Here is a 23746-nt window from a genome sequence, read left to right on the forward strand (position 1 = left end):
TTAACTCCTGCTTCTTACAGAAATCAATCCTTATTAGTAAGTTAAATTATTTGTCCAACTTTTTGGGGTCAGTACAAAGTAATTTGACACTTTTTCTTTATAGTTAACTATTCGTTTGCACCATATTTTTTCATTAATTCATTCATTTCTGATTTTTGTTCGTTTTCTTTAACTCTTTTTTCAGAAAGGATGATAGATGATTTCTTTTCATTTGAATCGATTATAGTTGCTGTTATTGTATCACCAACTTTGTAATCACCAACAACTTCTCTTTGAGGTATTAAACCTTTAAATCTTTCAGTTAATTCAACTAATAGACCACCTTCAAGTTTATCTGTAACAGTTAAATCTAGAACTTGTCCAACCTTGTATTGTTCCATAGCTTCAACCCAAGGTGAGATGTACATTTCTTTTATAGAACCAGATATTTTCTTGTTTTCTTTGTCTATATCTATAATTCTGAATTCAATTTCATCATTTTCGTTGAATACAGTTAATTCACTCTTAGTCCATGCATATTCATTTCTACGAATAAATGCTTCTAATCTATTATCCATTTCAACAAACATTCCATAGTCTTGAGCAAATAGGACTTTACCTTTAACTATATCTCCTACGCTGATAATATCATCAATGTTTTCCCATAATTCATCTAAAATAGCTTTTGCACTAAGAGATATTCTTTGTTTTTCATCATTTAATTGTTCAATAACAAAAGTAATTTTATCTCCAACTTTAAAGTTTTTATCTAGTTTAAAGAATTTTCTGTAATTAATATCAGAGATGTGCATGAATCCTTCATCATTTGTACCATCTATGTTAATTACTAAACCAAAATCAAGTATTTCTTTTACTACTCCAGTTCTCTTTTCTCCTACCTTGTATTTTTCTCTAGTTGTAAGCCAAGGATCTGGTGTTAATTGCTTTATACTAAATTTAATTTTAGCTTTTTCTTTATTTAATTCAATAATTTTAACTTCTACTTCTTGTCCAACTGAAAGAACAGATTTAATATCTTTTGTTTGTCCCCAACTTAGTTCAGATATGTGTAATAGACCTGTAGTAGGACCTAATTCAAGTATAGCACCAAAATCAAGTATTTCTTTTACTTTAGCCTTAACAACATCACCAAGTTGTAAAGTGTTAATGAAGTCTAAAACTTCTTTTCTCGCTAGGTCAGTTCTAGATAATGTGATTCCCTTCTTTGTTTTTTCTTTAATTAAGAAATCAAAAGTTTTACCTACAATTTCATTTCCTTTTGCACCTGAAAGTGAAAGTGGTAAGAAGGCATTAACATTCTTAACCTTTACGTTATATCCACCCTTGATTTGTTTAATAACAGTTCCTGAAACTACATCTGAAACATTGTAATTTTCAAGTTCACGAACTCTATCAAGAGCTAATTTAGATACTATTACGAAGTCTTCCTCAGTTCTGATGACTTGTACAGAAACTTTATCACCAACATTCAAGTCGCTTATTTCAAATGATCTGATTCTCCCTTCTAGTTTACTACTAATATCTAGAAAAGAATAATCAACATCCTTTCTTGTAATAGTAGCTTCAACTACTGCTCCAGATTTATAGTCCCCTGGAAGGTAGTCGTTTAATAGTTGTTCAAAACTCATATCGCTCATAAAATAATTCTCCTTACTCATTGAATTTCAAGACTTCTACTAGATTCTTCAATTTACTTAAAATATCAATTTCATCTTTTTCATTTCCAGTTATAGAATTGGCTTCTACAACAAACTCATCGCCTAAACCTAATGATAAAAGCATAAGACCCATAATATTTTTACCGTCCACCCTTTCACCGTTAGCGATTACTGATATATCTCCATTGAAATTTTCGGTAAAATTAACAAATTTAGTTGATGGTCTTGCGTGAAGACCTTGTTCGTTCTTAATTTTTAATTTAATACTTTTCATAACTTCACCTTAAATAACATTATATACTAAAATAGTATAAAATGCAATTTATAATTTGTTTTTTGTGTGGTATAATAGGGTTACTAAAAATAAGGAGGTAAATCATGTTTGGTTTAATTTTGATTTATGTAGGGCTAGTTTTAATAAATAATGGATTAGCAGGAGTAATAGGGTTTGATAAAAAAGCAACAGCTGTATTAAACTTAATTTGTGGTTGTATAATATTTTTCTTTAATGTAGTATCAGCCGTACTTTTAGTAACAAGTGGAGCACAAAGTACTTCATTTTTCGGACCAGCAGTAGGATTCTTATTCGCAATAACATACTTTTTCCTATTTGCAAATACAGTATTTTCATTAGATGTAAGACCATTTGGATATTTTTGCCTATTCGTATGTATTAACGCATTAATAGCAGCATATCTTGATAAAGCAAATTTATATGCACTTTTAATATGGATAGCTTGGGCATTCTTCTGGTTCTTAGGTTTTGTTGAATGTAGTTTGAATAAGAGTTTAGGTAAGTTTTCATCATATGTTGCAATAGCTGAAGGTATATTTACAGGATGGCTTCCAGGATTATTAATTTTATTAGGTCTATGGAGTTGGTAATATATGAATGATTACGAATTAGAATATTTTGTTGCAACAGAAGAGTTAAAACATAGATATATAGATAGTGAAACTTTGAAGAAAGTAAGAAAAGTTAGAAGCAGAATACTTAGAAATGCACTATTAATATATACAGTTCTTTTGGTTATAATAGTCTTTATTTTATTTCACGTATTAATACGTATACCTAATGAAACAGTAAGCCTTATTTTAGGTATTATAGTTTTAATTTTGATTATAGCTCTTCAAAGACCTTGTGTAGATAAAATGTATAGATTTTTAATGAAGAGAAAGTACAAAAAACACTTGAGCAAAGAGTTTGTAGAAAGGCTAAAAAATGAACATAAATATTACGAAGATTGATGCCATAGGTTTAGGATATGGTGAATTAGTTTTAAAAGGTAAAAATAGAGGCACATTTGAGAGAAACATAAAGAAAAGACTTAAGAATAAATTAAATAATTTATCTTTTGAAACTACTTTATCAAATGATATGTCAAAAGAGTTTATACTTTTACCTAAGGGTAATGCAAAAGAAGTATTGGAAGCAATAAAGAATGTATTTGGTATAAACAGCCTATTTTTAACTGAAAAAGTAGAAAAAGATATAGATAAAATAAAGGAAAAAGTCTTAGAAGTAGCAAATGAAGTATACGATAATGGAGCAAAGAATTTTAAAGTAGAAGTAAATAGAGCAGATAAGACTTTTCCAATAAACTCTATAGATTTTGCAAAAGAATTAGGTGGTCACATATTAGTAAATTCAAAATTTACTGATGTAAAAATGAAAGATCCAGACCTATTAATCTATGTAGATATTAGAAAAGATGTATATGTATATACAGAAAAAAGAAAAGCCTATGGAGGTTTACCACTAGGAAGTGCAGGACATGGACTATCGCTTATCTCAGGAGGTATAGATAGTCCAGTTGCCTCATTTTTAATGGCAAAAAGAGGAATGAAAATGTCTTATGTAACATTTCACAGCTTCCCATTTACATCACAAAAGGCATTAGATAAGATAGAAGAATTAGTACGTATATTAACACAATATAATGGGGCTAGTGCATTTTTCAAGATGAACATATTAAAAATGCAAGATGCTATAAAAAAATATACGAATGTAGACTATACTACTATTTTAACAAGAAGATGTATGATGAAGTTAGCACAAAGACTGGCAAATGAAAATGAATATAAGGCATTGGTTACAGGTGAAAGTTTGGGACAAGTAGCATCACAAACATTGTGTGGACTTACATGTACTAATGCTAGTGTAGACTTACCAGTATTTAGACCATTAATAGGACAAGATAAGATAGAAATAATGGAAAAAGCTAGTGAAATAGGGACATATGAAAAGTCAATAGAACCTTATGAAGACTCATGTAGTATGTTTGCACCAAAACATCCTGTTACTAATCCTAAAATAGAAGATGTTTTAAGGGAAGAAGCAAAAATAGAAAATTATGATGAAATAATGAATGAAATATACATGAATAAAGAAATGGTAATAGTTAGATAGGTGTAGAAATGAAGAAGATTATTAAGTTATTATTGAGAAATTTTGTTAATGCAAAAATAGGGGATTTAGCAACGAATTTAACATATGTTTCTTTCATTTCTATATTCCCCCTAGTTGCTGTTGTTATGGGACTATCAAAAGGATTTGGACTAGATAGACTCTTAGTTAATAGGTTAAAAGAATATGTACCAAGTTCTGAAACACAGTTGAACTATATACTAGAAGTTGCAGAAAAGTTGATAAAATCATTAAATTCTAGTGTATTATCAGGTGTTGGTTTGGTTATTATATTATGGTCAGTAATTAACTTGTTAATGATATTAGAAAAATCAATAAATATTGTATGGCAAGTTAGGGAAAACAGAAATCTATCAAGAAGGATAATAAACTACATTGCAATAATATTTATTATTCCCATAATACTACTACTACTAATAGGTACAAATGATAAGATATTACAAATTCTATCATCATTTAGTAAAATAGGGGTTTTTACTATAGTTATAATGAATATATTAAAACTTTTAATTATGATAAGTATAGTAACCTTTATGTATTACGCAGTGCCTAATACATATGTAAGTTTAAAATCTTCTGTTATATCTGCAACAACAGTAATATTAACCTTATTAATACTTAGTAATTTTTATGGGTTCGTACAAAATAGCATATCAAAATACAATGCAATATATGGAAGTTTGGCATTTGTACCACTATTTCTTGTTTGGGTCAGATATTTATGGATAATAGTTCTAACAGGCGTACAGTTAACATATATTTTAGATAGCAAAGATTTTAGCTTTGAGAATAAGATAAATATCTTGAGCAAAAAAAGCCTATGTATACAGGTATATGCTTTAATAGTAAATAGATTCTTTGAGAATAAGAATCCATATTCTGTAAAGCAAATAAGTGATAAATTGGGTATAAACATACAATTAATTTTACACACACTTAGATGCCTTGAAAATATGGGATATGTTGTTAAGCTTGAAAGAAGAACGCTTTTTTATCAAGTAAATATTAATCCAGAAAATATTACTATAAAAGACGTATTAGAAAAATTTGAAAAGAAAGATTCTAAAACTCTTACAAATATACAACTTTATCAGGAATATCCAGTTGATACTTTAATAAAAGATGTATGGAAGGAGAAAAATGCTAATAATTAGCTTGATGCTTTTCGTTGTAATTTTACTTTTAGCATATTTAATATATATCAATAGTAAGAAGGACTTAAAGTATGAGATAACAGAAAAAATAGTCGATAAGAACAATGAAATAAAAGAAGGAATAACTAAAAATATTTTTGATAATAAAAAGGATATTATAGAACAACTAAATTTATTCAAAGATAATGCTAGAGAAACTATTGATAATAATATGGATAATCTTACAAAAAAATTAGAAGATAAATTAAAAGATTCTAATAGCATAAGTCTTGATATAGTTAAAAATATGACTGCTTTTAAAGAAGATATACATAAGAATATTGATGAATTGATAAATAAGAATATTGAAAAGTTAGATATAAATTCAAAAAATATTACAAGTTTTAAAGAAGAAATACGGAATGAGATATATAAAAACCTAGATACACTTCTAAAAAGAGTAGAGGAGAAATTAGAACAAAGTAATAAACTAGATAAAAATACTAAGGATAGTATAAATAATTTTAAAGAGATAGTAAGTTTAAAATTAGAAGAAAGTCTAAAAGAAGGATTTAAAAAATCTAATGAAACTTTCGCATCAGTTTTAGAACGTTTATCTAAAATAGATGAAGCACAGAAAAATATAGATAAATTATCACAAAATGTTTTAGAATTACAAAAAGTTCTTACTGATAAGAAACTTAGAGGTAATTTTGGTGAAGTTCAACTATCACAAATTTTATACAATGTATTTGGTGAAAAAGGAAAACTATATGATCTACAATACGCAATGAAAGAAAAAAAGGTTGTAGATGCTATTATCTTTTCTAGAGAACCTCTAGGGTTATTACCAATAGATTCTAAGTTTCCATTGGAAAATTTTAATAGAATACAAGAAGGGCTTGATGCTAGAAAGAGTTTTGTAGATGATGTAAAAAAACATATAGATGATATATCTAATAAATATGTTGTAATTCAAAACTTAAATCAAGCTATTATGTTTATACCTTCTGAGGCAGTATACATATATATTTTATCTAGTTGCCCAGAACTTATTAACTATTCATATGAAAAGAAGGTGTGGATAGCATCTCCAACAACATTAATGGCAATAGCTACAACAATACAGTTGTCAATAATAAATATAGAAAAGAATGAAAATGCTGAAAATCTTTATGAAAGTTTGAGGATTTTAGCACCAGAATTTAAAAGATATAAAGAGCGTTGGACTACCCTTATAAAAGATTTTGAAAAAATAGAAAAAGATATGAAGGAGTTAAGTACAACAAGTAAGAAAATAGGAGATAAATTTGAAAAAATTAACACAGCACAATAAAATTTCATTATTTAAAATTTTTGTAAGTTTACTTAAAATTAATACTTTTACCTTTGGTGGAGGTTACACAATAGTTCCTATTATAAAACAAGAATTTGTAGAGAACTTAAATGCTATGAGTGAAGAAGAGATGATGAGTTGTGTTTCATTATCAGCTAGTGTTCCAGGAGCTCTTGCAATATCTACATCATATTTGGTAGGGTATAAGTTAAGAGGAATATTAGGTGGTATTACTGCAGTATTAGCTTCTGTTTTACCATGTCTTGTAATTATTTCGTTGATTTCAATAGCTTATCATAGCTTTATAACCAACATATACATAAAAGCAATATTACAAGCAGTGGGTGCTATGGTTAGTGCAATACTGGTAGTTACTGTAATTAAGATGATAAAAAAAGTGGAATATAAGTTTATTCCATTACTAGTAATAATGTTTATTCTAAGCTATTTCTTTAAAATTAAGCTTGCAATATTATTAGTAGTGTCAGCAGTAATAGGTTTAATAGAAGGGATTAGAAGATGTTAATATATTTACAACTATATTTCGTATTTTTTGAAATAGGATTATTTGCCTTTGGTGGTGGTTATGCAGCACTACCATTAATACAAGAATATATTGTTAATAAACATGGGTGGATAAATGCAAAAACCATGTTGGACATTGTATCTATTTCTCAAATGACACCAGGTCCTATTGCAATAAATTCAGCAACATTTGTGGGATTGACTATTGGAAAATTACCAGGTGCTATAATAGCAACATTAGGTGTTGTAACACCACAAATAATAATATTAACAATATTTTTAAAAGTTATAGGTACAGATAACAAATATGTTAAGTTTATGTTAAAAGGTATATCAATAACAATAGTTGCTCTAATAGCAGTAACAAGTATAGACTTAGCAAAATCAGCTGTTTTTGAAAATATTAATGTTATTACAATATTAGTATTTGTACTAGGTTTAATTTTGTACTACAAGGGAGTTAATTTAATAAAATTAATTGTTTTTTCAGGAATTATAGGTTTTTTAGGAGTATTAATTCATGCTTAAAATAATAGTGGCAACAGGTAAAAATAGAGAGATAGGTAAAGAAAATAAGTTGTTATGGCATTTACCAGAGGACTTGAAACATTTTAAAAATTTAACTAAAAATTCAACTGTAATTATGGGATATAATACATATCTTAGCATAGGTAGACCTCTACCAAATAGAAAAAATATAGTGATTTGTGATAAGGATATAGAAATTGAAGGTGTCATAATATATAACGATTTAAAAAAATGTTTATCTGAAAATACAGATGCATATATTATAGGCGGACAAAGTATTTATGAACAAACACTAGACTATGTATCTGAATTACATATTAGCTATATAGATAAAGCATATGAAGATGCAGACACATATTTTCCAGAATATGAGGATAAGTTTAAGTTAAAATATAGCGAGAAAAAAACAGGCTTTGAGTATAGAGTATATGAAAAAATGGAGTAGTTATGAGAAAGAATGTAAATAAAAGAATTTCATCATATATTTTTAGATCTTTTGTAACTCCATTTTCAACTATACTTTTTTGTTTGGCATTGCTTTCATCTTTAACACAAAAAATCTTCTTATTCTTAGTCATACTATTAAGTGGACTAATACATTTTACTCAAGAATTAAGAGCAAAGATAATAACAGACAAGTTATTAAAGTTAGTTAATACAAAAGTTAAAGTATTAAAAGATGATAAGGTTATAGAAATAAGTTCGGAGCAACTAAAATTAGATGATAAGATTGTATTAGAAGCAGGGGATAGAATACCAGCTGATGTAAAATTGTTAGAAACATCAGACTTTTTTGTGTCCCAGTCCGTTATAACTGGTGAGAGTGGCATAGTAGAAAAAAATGCTACTAATACAGCTTTTTCAGGTACTAGTGTAGTAGGAGGTAGAGCAGTAGCTAAGGTTATTGCCCTAGGTAAGTCTACAGTATATGGTAACTTAGCAATTAATAATGTAGTTAAGAAAAGACGTTTTGACGAAGGTGCAAAATCAATCTCTATAGTACTAGTAAAATTTATGGCAATATTACTACCAATAGTTTTTCTTATTCTAGGTATAACTAAGGGCCTTTGGTTAAGAGCATTTGTATTTTCATTATCCGTTGCTATAGGATTGACACCAGAATTACTTCCTATGGTAATATCTGCTTGTTTAGCCAAGGCAAGTAGTAGCTTATACAAGAAAAAAACTATAGTTAAAAATATAAATGCAATGCAGGCTTTAGGGAGTATGGATGTATTGTGTGTAGATAAGACTGGTACTCTAACAAAAGATGAAGTTATACTAGAATATTATCTAGATATTTTAGGTAATGAATCACAAAAAGTACTAGACTTTGCATATTTAAATAGCTACTATCATACGGGTGCAAAAAATCATTTAGATAGAGCAGTCTTAAAGTGTGAAAATGCACATTTAAAAAAATTAGTTAATGAGTATAATAAGATAGATGAAATACCTTTTAATAATGAGAAAAAATATGCTAGCGTTCAAGTAAATGACTTGATAATTTTAAAAGGGGCATATAAGGAAATATTAAAAAAATGTTCATATATTGAATATAAAGGTAAAATAATCAAAATTGAAGATGATAAGCAAGAAAGCGTAAGACATATAGTAGATGAGATGACAGAAGATGGAATGAGAGTCTTAGCTATTTGCTATAAAAAAACAAATAAAACATACATAGATGATGAGGATGATTACATATTGTTAGGATATATTTCATTCTTTGATGCTCCAAAAAGTAGTGCAACTAGCTCAATATCTAAACTAAATAATTTGAATATAGATATTAGAATCTTAACGGGTGATAATAAAGGAACAACCATAGCAGTATGCAAAAGAATAGGTATAAAATGTAATAAGGTACTAACAGGAGAACAGATAGATAAGCTAGAGGGTGATGATGTATATACTACAATAGAATCTACTAATATTTTCGTAGAATTAAGCCCTAAACATAAGGCAAAAATAGTGGAAATTTTACAAAAAAATGGACACTTTGTAGGATTTTTAGGAGATGGTATGAATGATTTACCAGCTCAGTTGAAAGCTAATGTAAGTATATCTGTGGATAATGCTGTAACAGCTTTAAAAGATAGTGCAGATATTGTGTTATTGAAAAAGGACTTAAATATATTAGAAGATAGTATAATAGAAGGAAGAAAAGCCTTTGTAAATATGGTTAAATATATTAAGATAACAGCATCATCTAATTTTGGAAATATTTGTGCAATAGTTTGTGCTAGTATATTTTTACCATTTTACCCTATAACTTCTGTGCAAATTCTTTTAGTTAATACATTATACGACATACTATGCTTAATTCTACCTTGGGATAATGTAGATAAAGAATTAATCAAAAGGCCACTAGAATGGTCAGGTAAGACATTAGAAAGATTTATGATATATTTTGGACCTTTAAGTTTGATATTTGATATATTAACTTTCTTCTTCTTATACAAAATATTAGCACCAAGTGTAGCAGGGACTAATTACAAACAAGTTGTAAGTATATGTCAAACTGGATGGTTTTTAGAAACATTATGGACACAGGTTTTAATATTACATCTTTTAAGAACAGAAAAAATACCATTTATTCAAAGTAAACCATCAAAATTAGCAATGTTTACAACAATAAGTGGATTAATATTACTAAGTCTATTAACTATAAGTCCTTTGGGTAATTTGATAGGATTTACTACATTGCCACTTAGTTATTACATATTCTTAGCAGTAATAGTTCTATCATATATGATTTTAGTAACCATTTTTAAAATCTTTTATGTAAGAAAATACAAGAAGTTATTATAGGAGGACTTATGAAAAAAAATATAGAACATTTAATAATAGATAGTCTAACTATAGAAAAAATAATTGAAGAATATGAAAATACCAATGTATTAATAGAATCTCTAAAAAACTTATTATCCGAAGATATACAAATGTTGGTTATTGAAAAAAAGGATAGCGAAAAAAGAAATAATGGTGTATTACAAATACATGACCTATCTATTTACCCTATAGCAAGAAAGATATTAAAAAAAGATGAAGAAATATTTTTAACACCTAAGGAATTTGATATACTATTATTCCTAGCTAAAAATAGGGGAGAAGTTTTTACAAAAGAACAAATATATACAGCAGTTTGGGCTGATGACTATTTAATGGATGATAGTAATATAATGGCATTTATACGGAAAATAAGGAAGAAAATAGAAGATAATCCTGATAATCCTAAGTACATTTTAACTATTTGGGGTATAGGTTACAAATTTAATGAAAAGTAAGAAAATAGCAAGAATTTAGCCATAACATATTTCTTGCTTTTTTTGTACAATAATAGTGTAATAGAAAAAAGGAGGGATAAGATGGAAAAGAAGACTAAGAGCGAAAGAATACATTTTTGTGCAACACACTCAATAATTGAAACATTAAATTGTCTAGAAGCAGTACTTACTGGTTTAGATCAAGAAGGTGTAGAAAAAAGTAGAAGCTTAAATGGAGTTAACAAGGTTACAAAAGAAAAGAAAAAATCTTTATTAAAAAGAATAATAGAAGCATTTATTAATCCATTTACAGCAATATTACTTTGTATAGCAATTGTTTCTAGTATGACAGATATAGTGTTTCCATATTTCAATTTATTTGGAAGTAATAAACAAGATCTTAACTACTTTACTGTTAGTATAATTATTATACTAATAATAATATCAGGTACTTTAAGATTTATACAAGAATCTAGAAGTGGTAATGCAGCAGAAAAACTATTATCCATGATTACAACTACTTGTACAGTAACAAGAAAAGAACAAAAGAAAGTTGAAATACCACTTGATGAATTAGTAGTTGGGGATATAGTGCATTTATCAGCTGGAGATATGATACCTGCAGATTTAAGACTAATAGAAGCTAAGGACTTATTTATTAATCAATCTAGTATAACTGGTGAAAGTGGACCAGTGGAAAAGTTTTCACAAGTAAATGAATATAACGGAAGTATAACAGAATATACGAATATAGCGTATATGGGCACTAATGTAATTTCAGGTTCAGCAACAGCTGTAGCTGTAAATGTTGGAGATAATACACTATTTGGTGCTATGGCTAGTGCAGTTGCTAAAGAAGCTGTAGAAACTAACTTTACTAAGGGAGTAAACTCTGTAAGTTGGTTATTAATCAAATTTATGTTACTTATGGTCCCTTTGGTATTTATAATAAACGGAATTACAAAAGGTGATTGGGTGTCAGCCTTTCTATTTGGTATTTCAATAGCCGTAGGTTTAACACCAGAAATGTTACCTATGATAGTTACAACAAGCCTTGCAAAAGGGGCTGTATCTATGAGTAAAAAAAATACCATAGTAAAAAATATTAACTCTATACAAAATTTTGGAGCAATAGATATTTTATGTACTGATAAAACTGGAACTATAACTCAAGATAAAGTTGTATTGCAATATTACTATAACATAGAAGGTATTGATGATGTTAGAGTATTAAGATATGCATATTTAAATAGTTTCTTCCAAACAGGTTACAAAAACCTTATGGACTTAGCGATAATAAAAAAGACAGAAGAATTGGAAAATCAAGATAAAAATTTAGAAGATTTATCTGAAAATTATGAAAAAATAGATGAAATTCCTTTTGATTTTAAAAGAAGAAGACTATCAACTGTAGTAAAAAATATGAAGACTGGTAAGATAAAAATGGTTACAAAGGGAGCTGTTGAAGAAATGTTATCAGTTTGTAAATATGTGGAAGAAAAAAGAGAAGTAAAAGAAATAACAGAAAAATTAAAAGAAAAAATCTTATGCACCGTAGATGAATTGAATAAAAAAGGATTCCGTGTTTTAGCATTAGCTAAAAAGAATGAAGGTAAATTAAATGAAGAAGAAGATATGATTTTAATAGGTTATCTAGCATTCTTAGATCCACCTAAAGAATCAACTGAAGCTGCTATAAAGGCATTAAAAAAACATGGTGTTTCTACAAAAGTTTTAACTGGAGATAACGATCTTGTAACTAGAACTGTTTGTGAACAAGTTGGTTTGAAAATAACTAATATGTTTTTAGGTAGTGAAATTGAACAAATGGATGATAAAAGACTTAAAATTGCTGTTGAAGTTGCAGATGTATTTGCAAAATTAAGCCCAGAACAAAAAACTAGAATAGTAAGTATGCTAAGACAAAATGGTCATGTTGTAGGATTTTTAGGAGATGGAATAAATGATGCTGCAGCTATGAAAGCAGCAGATATAGGTATATCTGTTGATACGGCAGTAGATATTGCAAAAGAATCAGCTGATATAATATTACTTGAAAAAGATTTAGGAGTATTAGAAAAAGGTATACTTGAAGGAAGAAAAACTTATGCAAATATGATAAAGTATATAAAGATAACGGCGTCTTCTAATTTTGGTAATATGTTATCTGTATTAGTAGCCTCAACAATGTTACCATTTTTACCTATGGAAAGTTTGCATTTAATAATATTAAATTTAATATATGATTTATCTTGTACTGCAATACCTTGGGATAATGTAGATGAAGAATTATTAGATAAACCTTGCCAATGGGAAGCAAAATCAATAAAAACATTTATGTTATGGATAGGGCCTATAAGCTCAATATTTGATATTACAACATATATATTTATGTATTTTGTACTTTGCCCATTAGTTGTTTCAAATGGTGTTTTATTCCATAATTTATCTAGTGTGTATCATGGCACACAATTAAGTGTAGTAAGATTAGGATACATAGCTTTATTCCAAACAGGTTGGTTTGTTGAATCTATGTGGAGTCAAAGTCTTGTAATACATATGATAAGAACAATAAAATTGCCGTTTATACAAAGTAGAGCATCTTTCCCAGTTACAACACTAACATTATCAGGTATATTACTATTAACAATAATACCATTTACAAAACTTGGAGCATATTTAGGATTTACTAACTTACCATTTGACTATTTCCTATACTTAATACCTTGTATAATTGTATATATGATTTTAGCAACAGTAATAAAAAAACTTTATGTTAAACACTATAATAGGTTATTGTAAAATATTATTATTGAAATAATTTTAAATTAAAGGTAAAATTGTTGTATACTTGAGAGAGTGGTGAAAATGAAAGAAATTATAAAAAAATTAGATAAATTATTTGATTGGAATTGTAAAAATACAGATATTATAAAAAAATTTCCTTCAAGATTTAATAAAAATGATGCAAAAACTTTAAAAAGTGATTGGCAGAAAGTTGGAGCAGATTTAATGTGGGCAGTAAATGAATATGGTAAGAAAAGTAAATAAATATTGAAATATATAAAGTTAACACTAACCTTAATGATGCCATTATAAATATACTTAGTTATAAGCTGATATAAAAAAATACTAAAAAAATATTGACATAATTCGATTTTATTAGTAAAATACTAATATAACTTTTAAAAATAAGGAGAAAAAGATGGAAGAAATTAAAGGTTACAGTAAGTTAGCATACATTCTATGTGCATTGTTTTTAGGAAGTCTTGGGGTACATAGCTTTATAGCGAAAAAACCTATTCAAGGGATATTATTTATTTTAATAACTATTATAGGGTGGTTGACAGTACCTTTAATAATAGGTGGAGTAATATTATTTATTGAAGGAATAGTTATAATTATACAAATAATAATGGCTGCAAGTAAACCATCTAATAAATATGGAAATATAGAATAATTAAATAAAGGTCTGTTGCAAAGTTTCTTTGAAAAATCTCTCAACATTTTGGGGGATTTTTTCTCTTTCTATATTTTCTTTGCCTCAAATAGCTAGTTTTATCTAGCTATTTTTTTGTAGAAAAACAATTTTTTTTGTAGTATAATATTATATATTGACAAAAAGGTGATGTGATGAAAAATAAAGCAAATGAAAAGAAAAGGTTAATAGTAAGTATATTGTTAACTATAGGCTCAGGAATAATCCAGGCATATATTATAGAGTCTATGATGAGGCCATCTGGGTTAATTTCTATGGGATTTACAGGATTAGCACTGTTACTACATATGGGACTTGAAAAGATACATATAAATTTATCGGTTTCATTCTTTTTGATAGTGTTAAATTTACCAGTAGCTGTAATTTGTGCTAAAGCTATTAGTAAAAGATTTACTATATTATCTTTACTGCAGATTTTAAGTGCTTCAGTGTGTTTAATGATATTTGATTTTAAACCATTTTTTAGCTCCGTTATTTTAAATATAACAGTAGGGGCATTTGTGTATGGAATACAAATAGTTATGGCACTAAAAGCTGGTGGTTCAACAGGTGGAACAGATTTTATCGCTCTATATGTTTCGAATAAGATAAATAAGGCAATATGGGAGTATATATTTGTATTTAATGCATTGCTTTTAATAATTTTAGGTTTCTTATTTGGTTGGGATAGAGCAGGATATTCGTTAATATTTCAATTTGTGACAACATATACAATCTCAAAATTTTACACAAGATATGCAAGGGTTACAATTCAAGTAATTACTGCATATCCAGATGAAATAATATCAGACTATATGAAAATAATACACCATGGTATAACAAAAGCAAAAGGTATAGGTGGTTATTCAAATAAGGAATATGGTATCCTATATGCAGTCGTATCTTCTTATGAGGTAGCAGAAGTTGTTAATGTAATAAAGAATATAGATAGCAATGCTATTATCAACATATACAAAACTGAAGACTTTTATGGTAAATTTCATCTTGATCCTATTTAAAGGGAGTGAATATAATGAAAAAAAGAGTAACAGGAGATATGAATATATTAGAAGCGGTTGAAAAATACCCAATAATAGCAGAAGTTTTAATGCGTTATGGATTAGGATGTTCTGGTTGTTTCATTTCTGAAATGGAAACAGTTTATGATGGTATAGCTGTACATGGCTTAGATCCAGATATAGTTATAGACGAAATAAATATGTTAATCGAAATGCAAGAAAATGGAGAATTAGATTATTAATGAAAACAACGGGTAATATTTTAAAACAATATATTAAAGGTAAGATAAAAAGAGATGATTTTTCAAAGCTTTTAGGTATAAGCCCACAATATTTGAGCAATATTTTAAGTGATAAGAAGAAACCATCTTCAAAACTCTTGTATAAATTAATAATATCTCTTGGTATAACAAGTGAAGATGAAAAGAATATAAGAAAATATGAAGAATTAAGAACAAAAAAAGTTTACTATAACATAATAAATAAAAAAATGACGAAGGAAGGCTTAAAAGGTAATGAAAAAGAAAGAATTTACTCAAACAGAGGAAAGATATTTGGAGCATTAACTGATTTAAGTCTTTTTATTACACTAGAATATGACTTATTTGATTTTAAAAAAGGTGATGTATTAGTCTTTAAAAAATATGAAGATGAAGAGATAAAAGAAGCGTATATAATATACGATAATAAGATAGCAAAGCTAAGAAAAGTAGATAAGTCATATATATTAGAAACAGATGAGTTAAAAATATTACAAAATATATCAATAGAGTATATTTTACTATATAGTATTAGGAGGAAACTATGAGTAGAAAGTATTTTGGTACTGATGGTATCAGAGGAGAAGCAAACAAGGATTTAAACATTGAACTTGTTACAAGATTGGGACTAGCATTAGGATATTATTTAAACAAGAATAATAAGAATAAGGATGTTAAACCTAAGATAGTATTAGGAACAGATACAAGAATATCAGGGTATATGATACGTTCTGCATTTTCAGCAGGACTTACTGCAATGGGAGTAAATATTGACTTTGTTGGAGTTTTACCTACACCAGGTATAAGCTATTTAACAAGGGTAAAGGGTGTAGATGCAGGTGTAATGATATCAGCTTCACATAACCCAATAAAAGATAATGGAATAAAGATATTTAGTAGTAATGGATTCAAATTACCTGATGAAATAGAAGAAGAATTAGAAGGATACATGGATAATAAGGAATTAATGATGCAAAATCTAGTTCCAGCAGAAAGATTAGGTAGATTTATCTTCGTTGAAGATGATATGAAGATGTACAGAAGATTTTTAAGAAGTACAGCACACATAAAGTTTGCAGGATTTAGAATAGTAATAGATACAGGTAATGGAGCAGCATACCGTGTTGCAGCAAAGGTTTTCCAAGGATTAGGTGCTGATGTAATAGTAATAAATAATATACCAAATGGTAAGAATATAAATGTTAACTGTGGTTCAACACATCCTGAACTATTACAAGAAATGGTTAAATTATACAAAGCTAATATAGGTCTTGCATATGATGGTGATGCAGATAGATTAATAGCTGTTGATGAAAAGGGTAATATAATAAATGGAGATTTAACAATAGCAATAATAGCAATGAATCTTAAAAAACGTGGACTACTTAATTCAAATACAGTAGTTACAACAGTATTAAGTAATATGGGATTTGAAAAGTATCTACAAAAGAAAGGTATAAGATTAGTTAGATCAAATGTTGGTGACAGATATGTACTAGAAAAGATGCAACAACAATCACTAAACCTAGGTGGAGAACAATCAGGACATATAATAATGTTAGATCACAATACTACAGGGGACGGTGTATTATCATCTATACAATTAGTACAAGCTGTAATAGAATCAAAGAAAAAATTAAGCGAATTAGTAGAAAAAATAACATTATGGCCTCAAAGAATGGAAAATATACAAGTTGCAAAAGAAAAGAAGCTAACATGGCATGAAAATGAAGCAATAATCAATGCAATAAAGAAGGCTAGTGAAGAATTAACTGGAGTTGGAAGAGTCTTAGTTAGACCATCAGGAACTGAATCATTGATAAGAGTAATGGTTGAAGCTAAAGAACAAAAATTAGTTGATAAGTATGTAGAAGAATTAAGCGATGTAGTTAGAAATGAGTTATGCTAATGCATAAAGAATTTGCTAGTATATATGATGAATTCACAAAATATGTAGACTATAATTCATGGTATAAGTTTTTAAGAAAATACATTAAAAAACCTGATAAAATATTGGATATAGGTTGCGGGACTGCAACAATAACAAGTATGTTTTTTAAAGATAAGTTTGATGTAGTAGGTCTTGATATATCAGAAGAAATGATAAAGTATGCGAAAATAAAAAACGATAAGATTAAGTATGTGTGTTTAGACATACAAAAAGAATATATACAAGATAAATTCAAATATATTACTTGTAACTTTGATACAGTAAACTATTTAGAAGATTTTAATAAATTCATTAGTCATTGTTCAAAGATGCAAAATGAGGGTGGAATATTAATCTTTGATATAGTAACAGAAGATATATTCGATGAGATATTTGAATCTGATATATTTCTAGATGAAGAAGAAAACTATACAGCAATTTGGACGCATAAAAAAGAAAAAAAGAATAGACATCGTATAGACATTAGTATATTCAAAAAAGAAAAATCAAATATCTATACTAGATATGATGAACATCATAAAAAATATATATACGAAATGGAAGAAGTCATTGATGGATTAAATAATAATGGATATGTACTTTATGATGTAGCTAAAAATCCTAAGTATGGATATTCTCGTATATTTGTTATAGCTAAGAAAGAATAAATATGGATAAAAAGTTTGATAATTTACATGAATTAAAAGATTCTGAATTTGCAGATTTAATAGAAAATACTAAATTTGTAGAACAAGATGAAAGTAAGTATGATGAAGATGGAGATGAAAAAAAAGCGGTGAATAAGACAAAGTTTGCAAGATATATATCAACAGCAACAGGATTTATCTTCACACTTTCATCACCTTGTATACTACTTCTTTGCATATACTACATCTTGCGTAAATACTGCTTTCATAAAAGTAGACCAGGAATACTAATATTCTTAATAGTATTAGGAATCTTTACAGGATATTGGTCTTTATTTAAAGAAATAGGAGGTACAAAAAAATGAAAAAGATAGCAATACTTTCTACACTACTATCCTTTATTTCTTTCTCATCAAAAATTAAATTAAGTTTGAATGAGAATTATACTGCAACGATGTCAAATGATAAGGCATTAATATCTGTAATATTTAAAGATAAATTAGAAGAAAATAAACTACAAAAAGAATTAAACTTATTGAATTCTAAATTGACTTTTTTAAATTATGAGAATGATACAAAAGAAAAAATAGGTTCATATACAGCAAAAATAGTTTTAAATAAGGGATATGACATATATAAGAAAAGAACTGCTAAAACAGAAAAGGAAGCTATACAAGATTTAATATTAGACTTAAAAGATATTAAAGGTGCAAAATTAGTAAGTTTTGATATAGAGAAAAAATATGATATAGATAAAAGTAATATTAATAAAAAGTATTTAGTTGAAGTAGATAATTTGAATAAGATAAATAATATCCTTGATGTATTAAAAAAATATAATGGAAATATCAGTAATCCAAAGTATGTATCAAATGATGCTACCAATCTATACTCTAAGATATTATCTAAAACAGATTTAAAAGCAAAAAAAATTGCAAATATATTGGGGTATAAACTACAAGATAATATAGATATAGAAGAATTGAAGGATAATAGATATATTTACTTTGATAGGGCAATGTATTTAACAGATTCTAATAGTAACTTTAAAGTGGATGATGCGAAAACAACTTTAAATGCGAATGTAACTTATACATTAGCAAATAATGCTAAGGATGAATATAAGTCTAGTATTAAAATCTATGGTACGGCAACTGAATATATCACACCTAAGAGCGTTAATATTCAAATAACAGTTGATAATGATGAAATATTAAATAAGCTTAAGGAATATGATTTTAAAACAAAAATATATAATACATATGAAGAAGTAGAAAAAATACCTACAGAAAACTATATACAAATTAAGCTTGAAGCTAGTAAAATAAATGATATGGAGTATTTAATAAATAATATAGATAGTTTGACTATAAAAGCAAAAAGCGAAAAAAAAGTTAACGAAATATTGAATGAAACTATTAACAAATTCAAAAAGCATGGTATAACAGTTATTGTTAAAGAAAAAAACATCATACAAGACGAAAAAGAAATACGCAGAAAAAAGGTTTATCATGTATTAAGCTTAAATGTTGATAGTATGGAAAAATTTAATAAGATATATCTAGATTTAGTTAATAAGGGGATAAAAAATATAGACTTAAAATACGAAATTGATGATAGCACTGTATATCAAAAAGCATTATACAACGCTTTAGATAAATTAAAAACTTTCAAGGGATATAGTATAAGATCTATAAAAGAAATAAAAGATGATTCTGATTATTATGATATTCCTGTAAAGCTAACTAGAAACATAATAGTAGAAGCGGGAATAGAAAGGTAAGTAAATGGTAGTACATAAATATGGAGGTTCATCAGTTGCAACAACTGAAAAGATACTAGATATAGCTAAGAGTTTAAAAGAGATATATGATAAAAAAGAACAAATAGTTGTCGTAGTTTCAGCAATGGGTAAAACAACAAATAAGCTAATAAGTTTAGCACATGAAATTACCTCAAATCCAGATAAAAGGGAAATGGATAGATTGATGTCTACTGGAGAAAATCAAACTATAGCCCTACTTTCAATAGCACTAAATAGTTTAGGTGTACCAAGTGTCTCATATACAGGAGAACAATTAGAAATTAAAACTAAAGGCGTACACATGAAAAATACTATTGAAAGTATTAATAAGGATAAGATATTAAAGGCCTTAGATGAAAATAAGGTAGTAATAGTAGCAGGATTTCAAGGTGTTAATGCTATAGGAGATGTAACAACTTTAGGTAGAGGAGGATCTGATACAACAGCTGTTGCACTTTCTTGTGTTTTGAAATGTAAGTGCGAAATTTATACTGATGTAGATGGTATTTACAGAATAGATCCAAGAATATATAGTGATGCTAAAAAAATACAAAATATTAGCTATGAAGAAATGATGGAATTAGCATATTTAGGTGCAGGGGTTATGGAACCAAGAGCCATAGAATTAGGATATAAATATGGTGTCCCTATATACGTAGGTAAAACATTAGGATTAAAGAATGGAACAAATATAACTAAGGAGAGAAACAATATGGAAGATCAAGAAATAACAGGTATATCTGTTAATTCTAATACTTTAATGGTTACAATTGATGGTATACCTACATATGCACATAATTTAGAACCAATATTTCAAAAAGCGAGTGAATTAGGAATTAATATAGATATAATAAGTCATAATGATGTAATATCAGAAAATGGTAGTATAGCATTTACTACACCTAGAACAGATGAAAATTTAATAAAAGAACTATTTGATAGCGTAAAAATTAGTGCTGATACAAAGATATTGATAAATAAAAATGTTGTCAAGGTTTCATTAGTTGGTATAGGTATGATGACACATGGTAGCGTAGTAGCTAAGATATTTAATGTGTTGTCTGAAAATAATTTGAGCTTTCACCAAATATCAACATCAGAAATTAGTATTTCATTAATAGTAGATGAAAGTATATCAAATCAAGTAGCCAGCTTATTAGCAAAGAAATTTAATATTTAGGAGAAAAATATGAGATTATTTGGAGCATACGTAGCGTTAGTAACACCATTTAAAGATGATTTAAGTGTGGACTATGAAAAATTAAAAGAATTAGTAGAATTTCAAATAGAAAATAAGATATCTGGTATAGTTGTTTGTGGAACAACAGGAGAAACACCTACTTTAACAGATGAAGAATATGAAAAAGTTGTTGGGACTGTTGTAAAAACAGTTAATAAGAGAGTGCAAGTCATAGCAGGTGCTGGGTCAAATTGTACAAAAAAGGCAGTAGACTTAGCTAAAAAATGTAGAGAACTTAATGTAGATAGCATATTAGTTACTTGTCCTTTCTACAATAAGCCAACACAAAGAGGATTAATGAGACATTATGAAGAAGTGGCAAAAGTAGGATTACCAGTAATAATATACAATGTTCCTGGTAGAACTGGTGTAAATATTTTACCAGAAACTGTGGCAGAATTATCTAAGATTCCTAATATTATAGGAATAAAAGAAGCAAGTGGTAGTATAGAACAAATGATAGAAATACATAAATTATGTAGACCAAACTTTAATATATTATCAGGTGAGGATCATTTAATAATGCCTATGAGTGCTATAGGTTGTACTGGTGTAATATCTGTTACAGCTAATATATTACCAAAAAGAGTTTCAGAATTCTTCACTTTAGAAGGAGAAGAAAAATTAGCAATGCATGAATACCTATATGATATAAGTAGAAACCTATTTATCGAAGGTAATCCTGTTACAATAAAAGAAGCAATGGACATATTAAATTTATGTAAGAATAATTTAAGATTACCACTAGTTAAGGCAAGTAGTGAAACAAGAGAAAAATTAATAAAACTATTCAAATCTAAGGGGATTTTATGAGATTTACAAAATATCAAGGTTTAGGTAATGATTTTCTAATAGTAGATGAAGAACTAGATGAAAAAACAATAATCTTCTTATGTGATAGACACTTTGGAGTGGGTGCAGATGGTGTAATTATACAAGAATTTAAAGATAATGTACCATTTATGAAGTTTTTTAATCAAGATGGAAGTCGTGCTAAAATGTGTGGTAATGGTATTAGATGTTATGCTGATTATCTATATCATAAGAATTTAGATTATACAACAATAGATACTTTAGCTGGCCTAAAAAAAGTAGAAAAAGTAGGCAGTGAGTATAAGGTATTTATGGGTAAGGCAGAAAATCTTGAAATAAAGGATGGATACTATAACATATTTACAGGAACTAATCATTTGGTGATAATATCTAATAAAGGAATAGAATACTTAAAAGAAATAGGTCCTAAATTACAAAAAAAGTATGACACAAACGTAAATCTAGTTAATATATTAGATAGAGAAAATATAGACATATACACCTACGAAAGAGGTGTTGGTATAACACTTGCTTGTGGAACAGGAGCTTGTGCAAGTGCTTATGTGGCAAATAAATTAAATTTAGTAGATAAAAATGTTAATGTTCATCTATTAGGAGGAGATTTAAAGATATTCTTAACTGATGAAGGTATATATATGCAAGGAAGTGCAAAAAAAGTATTTGAAGGAGAAATAAAATGAGTGTAAATGTTGCAGTAGTAGGAGCAACGGGTTTAGTTGGTCAAACAATGTTGAAGGTATTAAATGAAAGAAATTTTCCTATTAATAAGCTATACCTTTATGCATCTAAAAGATCTAAGGGTAAGAAGATAAAATATCAAGATAAGGAATATACAGTAATAGAATTGACTAAGGAAAATATAGCAAACGATATAGACATCGCCCTATTTTCAGCAGGAGCTAGTACATCTAAGGAATTTGCACAAGAATTTGTAAATAAAGGTGCAATAGTAATAGATAATAGTAGTTGCTTTAGAATGGATGATGATAAAGCATTAGTAGTACCAGAAGTTAATAGTGAAACTATACCAGATAAGGGAATTATTGCTAATCCTAATTGTTCTACTATTACAGTTATGCCAGCATTAAAATACTTAAGTGATAAGTATGGTTTAGAAAGAGTTGTATATTCTACATATCAATCTGTTTCAGGAGCTGGAATGGGTGGACTAAATGATTTAGATAATAATCTAAAAGGAGAAAAGAGTCAAAAATTTGATGATCAAATAGCTTTTAACTTAATACCATATATAGATAAATTTCAAGATTCAGGTTATACAAAAGAAGAAGAAAAAATGATAAATGAATCAAGAAAGATTTTAGGATTAAAAGATTTAAGAGTTACAGCAACTTGTGTTAGAGTGCCAGTTAGATACTCACATGGGGTAAGTGTAAATGTTGAATTAAAAAAAGATTTTGACTTAAAAGATCTAATAGAAGGATTAAGTAAAGCAAAAGGAGTTGTTGTTTCAAATGAAATTCACCCTACTCCTTTACAAGTTGAGGGTAAAGATGAAACATATGTTGGGCGTATTAGAAGAGATAATTCGGTAAAATATGGATTGAATCTTTGGATAGTTGCAGATAATATTAGAAAAGGGGCAGCGACAAATGCAGTTGAAATAGCACAAGAAATTTTAAAAAAAAGGGAGGAATAA

26 protein-coding genes are annotated in these 23746 nt (G+C 27.8%); 24 read left to right on the forward strand and 2 right to left on the reverse strand.

All coding sequences use genetic code 11. The features are described from left to right. Positions 1-107: 107 nt before the first annotated feature. Positions 108-1637: a S1 RNA-binding domain-containing protein gene (locus IMK15_RS05085; RefSeq protein ID WP_192942127.1), complete on the reverse strand. Its 1530-nt coding sequence runs from the start codon at positions 1635-1637 to the stop codon at positions 108-110. 13 nt (positions 1638-1650) lie between these two features. Beyond that, on the reverse strand, positions 1651-1932 hold the full coding sequence (locus IMK15_RS05090; RefSeq protein ID WP_046328324.1) for an HPr family phosphocarrier protein: 282 nt from the start codon (positions 1930-1932) through the stop codon (positions 1651-1653). Between the two features lie 104 nt (positions 1933-2036). On the opposite strand from IMK15_RS05090, the gene IMK15_RS05095 reads away from it, so the two are divergent. The 24 genes from IMK15_RS05095 to IMK15_RS05210 all read left to right on the forward strand — a co-directional run bounded on the left by IMK15_RS05095 (position 2037) and on the right by IMK15_RS05210 (position 23746). After that, positions 2037-2543 carry an AmiS/UreI family transporter gene (locus tag IMK15_RS05095; RefSeq protein WP_046328325.1) on the forward strand — a complete coding sequence of 169 codons (507 nt, stop codon included), beginning with the start codon at positions 2037-2039 and terminating at the stop codon, positions 2541-2543. Positions 2544-2546: 3 nt separating this feature from the next. Further along, positions 2547-2906 carry a hypothetical protein gene (locus IMK15_RS05100; protein WP_192942128.1) on the forward strand — a complete coding sequence of 120 codons (360 nt, stop codon included), beginning with the start codon at positions 2547-2549 and terminating at the stop codon, positions 2904-2906. Continuing rightward, a complete protein-coding gene (gene thiI / locus IMK15_RS05105) occupies positions 2881-4068 on the forward strand; it encodes a tRNA uracil 4-sulfurtransferase ThiI (protein ID WP_192942129.1) in 1188 nt (395 codons plus the stop codon). The genes IMK15_RS05100 and thiI overlap by 26 nt, the downstream gene beginning before the upstream one ends. An 8-nt stretch (positions 4069-4076) precedes the next feature. Next, complete coding sequence (locus IMK15_RS05110) at positions 4077-5240, forward strand: YhjD/YihY/BrkB family envelope integrity protein (RefSeq protein ID WP_192942130.1); 1164 nt, start codon at positions 4077-4079, stop codon at positions 5238-5240. Next, positions 5227-6555, forward strand: coding sequence for a DNA recombination protein RmuC (rmuC, locus tag IMK15_RS05115; RefSeq protein ID WP_192942131.1), 1329 nt, complete (start codon positions 5227-5229; stop codon positions 6553-6555). The genes IMK15_RS05110 and rmuC overlap by 14 nt, the downstream gene beginning before the upstream one ends. After that, entirely contained in the window at positions 6530-7081 is a 552-nt protein-coding gene (locus IMK15_RS05120; protein WP_046328330.1) for a chromate transporter, read from the forward strand. Before rmuC ends, IMK15_RS05120 begins: the two co-directional genes overlap by 26 nt. Next, complete coding sequence (locus IMK15_RS05125; protein WP_192942132.1) at positions 7075-7608, forward strand: chromate transporter; 534 nt, start codon at positions 7075-7077, stop codon at positions 7606-7608. Before IMK15_RS05120 ends, IMK15_RS05125 begins: the two co-directional genes overlap by 7 nt. Further along, entirely contained in the window at positions 7601-8053 is a 453-nt protein-coding gene (locus IMK15_RS05130; protein ID WP_192942133.1) for a dihydrofolate reductase, read from the forward strand. Before IMK15_RS05125 ends, IMK15_RS05130 begins: the two co-directional genes overlap by 8 nt. Positions 8054-8055: 2 nt before the next feature. Continuing rightward, positions 8056-10422 (forward strand): magnesium-translocating P-type ATPase, encoded by a 2367-nt coding sequence (gene mgtA, locus IMK15_RS05135; RefSeq protein WP_192942134.1) that lies wholly within the window; start codon positions 8056-8058, stop codon positions 10420-10422. Between the two features lie 8 nt (positions 10423-10430). Continuing rightward, on the forward strand, positions 10431-10898 hold the full coding sequence (locus tag IMK15_RS05140; RefSeq protein ID WP_192942135.1) for a winged helix-turn-helix domain-containing protein: 468 nt from the start codon (positions 10431-10433) through the stop codon (positions 10896-10898). A gap of 42 nt (positions 10899-10940) precedes the next feature. Next, positions 10941-13679, forward strand: coding sequence for a magnesium-translocating P-type ATPase (gene mgtA, locus IMK15_RS05145; RefSeq protein ID WP_226869217.1), 2739 nt, complete (start codon positions 10941-10943; stop codon positions 13677-13679). Positions 13680-13745: 66 nt separating this feature from the next. After that, entirely contained in the window at positions 13746-13928 is a 183-nt protein-coding gene (locus tag IMK15_RS05150; RefSeq protein ID WP_192942137.1) for a hypothetical protein, read from the forward strand. Between the two features lie 154 nt (positions 13929-14082). Continuing rightward, positions 14083-14337, forward strand: coding sequence for an NINE protein (locus IMK15_RS05155; protein WP_192942138.1), 255 nt, complete (start codon positions 14083-14085; stop codon positions 14335-14337). 173 nt (positions 14338-14510) lie between these two features. After that, complete coding sequence (locus IMK15_RS05160; protein WP_046328336.1) at positions 14511-15374, forward strand: YitT family protein; 864 nt, start codon at positions 14511-14513, stop codon at positions 15372-15374. Positions 15375-15388: 14 nt separating this feature from the next. Next, entirely contained in the window at positions 15389-15616 is a 228-nt protein-coding gene (locus IMK15_RS05165) for a DUF1858 domain-containing protein (protein ID WP_046328337.1), read from the forward strand. After that, positions 15616-16182: a helix-turn-helix domain-containing protein gene (locus IMK15_RS05170; RefSeq protein ID WP_192942139.1), complete on the forward strand. Its 567-nt coding sequence runs from the start codon at positions 15616-15618 to the stop codon at positions 16180-16182. Before IMK15_RS05165 ends, IMK15_RS05170 begins: the two co-directional genes overlap by 1 nt. Beyond that, positions 16179-17543, forward strand: coding sequence for a phosphoglucosamine mutase (glmM, locus tag IMK15_RS05175; RefSeq protein WP_192942140.1), 1365 nt, complete (start codon positions 16179-16181; stop codon positions 17541-17543). The genes IMK15_RS05170 and glmM overlap by 4 nt, the downstream gene beginning before the upstream one ends. Next, positions 17537-18232: a class I SAM-dependent DNA methyltransferase gene (locus IMK15_RS05180; RefSeq protein ID WP_226869218.1), complete on the forward strand. Its 696-nt coding sequence runs from the start codon at positions 17537-17539 to the stop codon at positions 18230-18232. Before glmM ends, IMK15_RS05180 begins: the two co-directional genes overlap by 7 nt. Positions 18233-18234: 2 nt before the next feature. After that, a complete protein-coding gene (locus IMK15_RS05185) occupies positions 18235-18576 on the forward strand; it encodes a hypothetical protein (protein WP_192942141.1) in 342 nt (113 codons plus the stop codon). Next, positions 18573-19994: a hypothetical protein gene (locus IMK15_RS05190; RefSeq protein WP_192942142.1), complete on the forward strand. Its 1422-nt coding sequence runs from the start codon at positions 18573-18575 to the stop codon at positions 19992-19994. Before IMK15_RS05185 ends, IMK15_RS05190 begins: the two co-directional genes overlap by 4 nt. A gap of 4 nt (positions 19995-19998) precedes the next feature. Continuing rightward, positions 19999-21195, forward strand: a complete 1197-nt coding sequence (locus tag IMK15_RS05195; RefSeq protein WP_046328343.1) for an aspartate kinase — start codon at positions 19999-20001, stop codon at positions 21193-21195. Between the two features lie 9 nt (positions 21196-21204). Further along, positions 21205-22068, forward strand: a complete 864-nt coding sequence (gene dapA / locus IMK15_RS05200) for a 4-hydroxy-tetrahydrodipicolinate synthase (RefSeq protein ID WP_046328344.1) — start codon at positions 21205-21207, stop codon at positions 22066-22068. After that, a complete protein-coding gene (dapF, locus tag IMK15_RS05205; protein ID WP_192942143.1) occupies positions 22065-22769 on the forward strand; it encodes a diaminopimelate epimerase in 705 nt (234 codons plus the stop codon). Before dapA ends, dapF begins: the two co-directional genes overlap by 4 nt. Next, positions 22766-23746, forward strand: a complete 981-nt coding sequence (locus IMK15_RS05210) for an aspartate-semialdehyde dehydrogenase (RefSeq protein WP_192942144.1) — start codon at positions 22766-22768, stop codon at positions 23744-23746. Before dapF ends, IMK15_RS05210 begins: the two co-directional genes overlap by 4 nt.

Source organism: Sneathia sp. DSM 16631 (assembly GCF_014892235.1).
Lineage (GTDB): Bacteria > Fusobacteriota > Fusobacteriia > Fusobacteriales > Leptotrichiaceae > Sneathia > Sneathia vaginalis.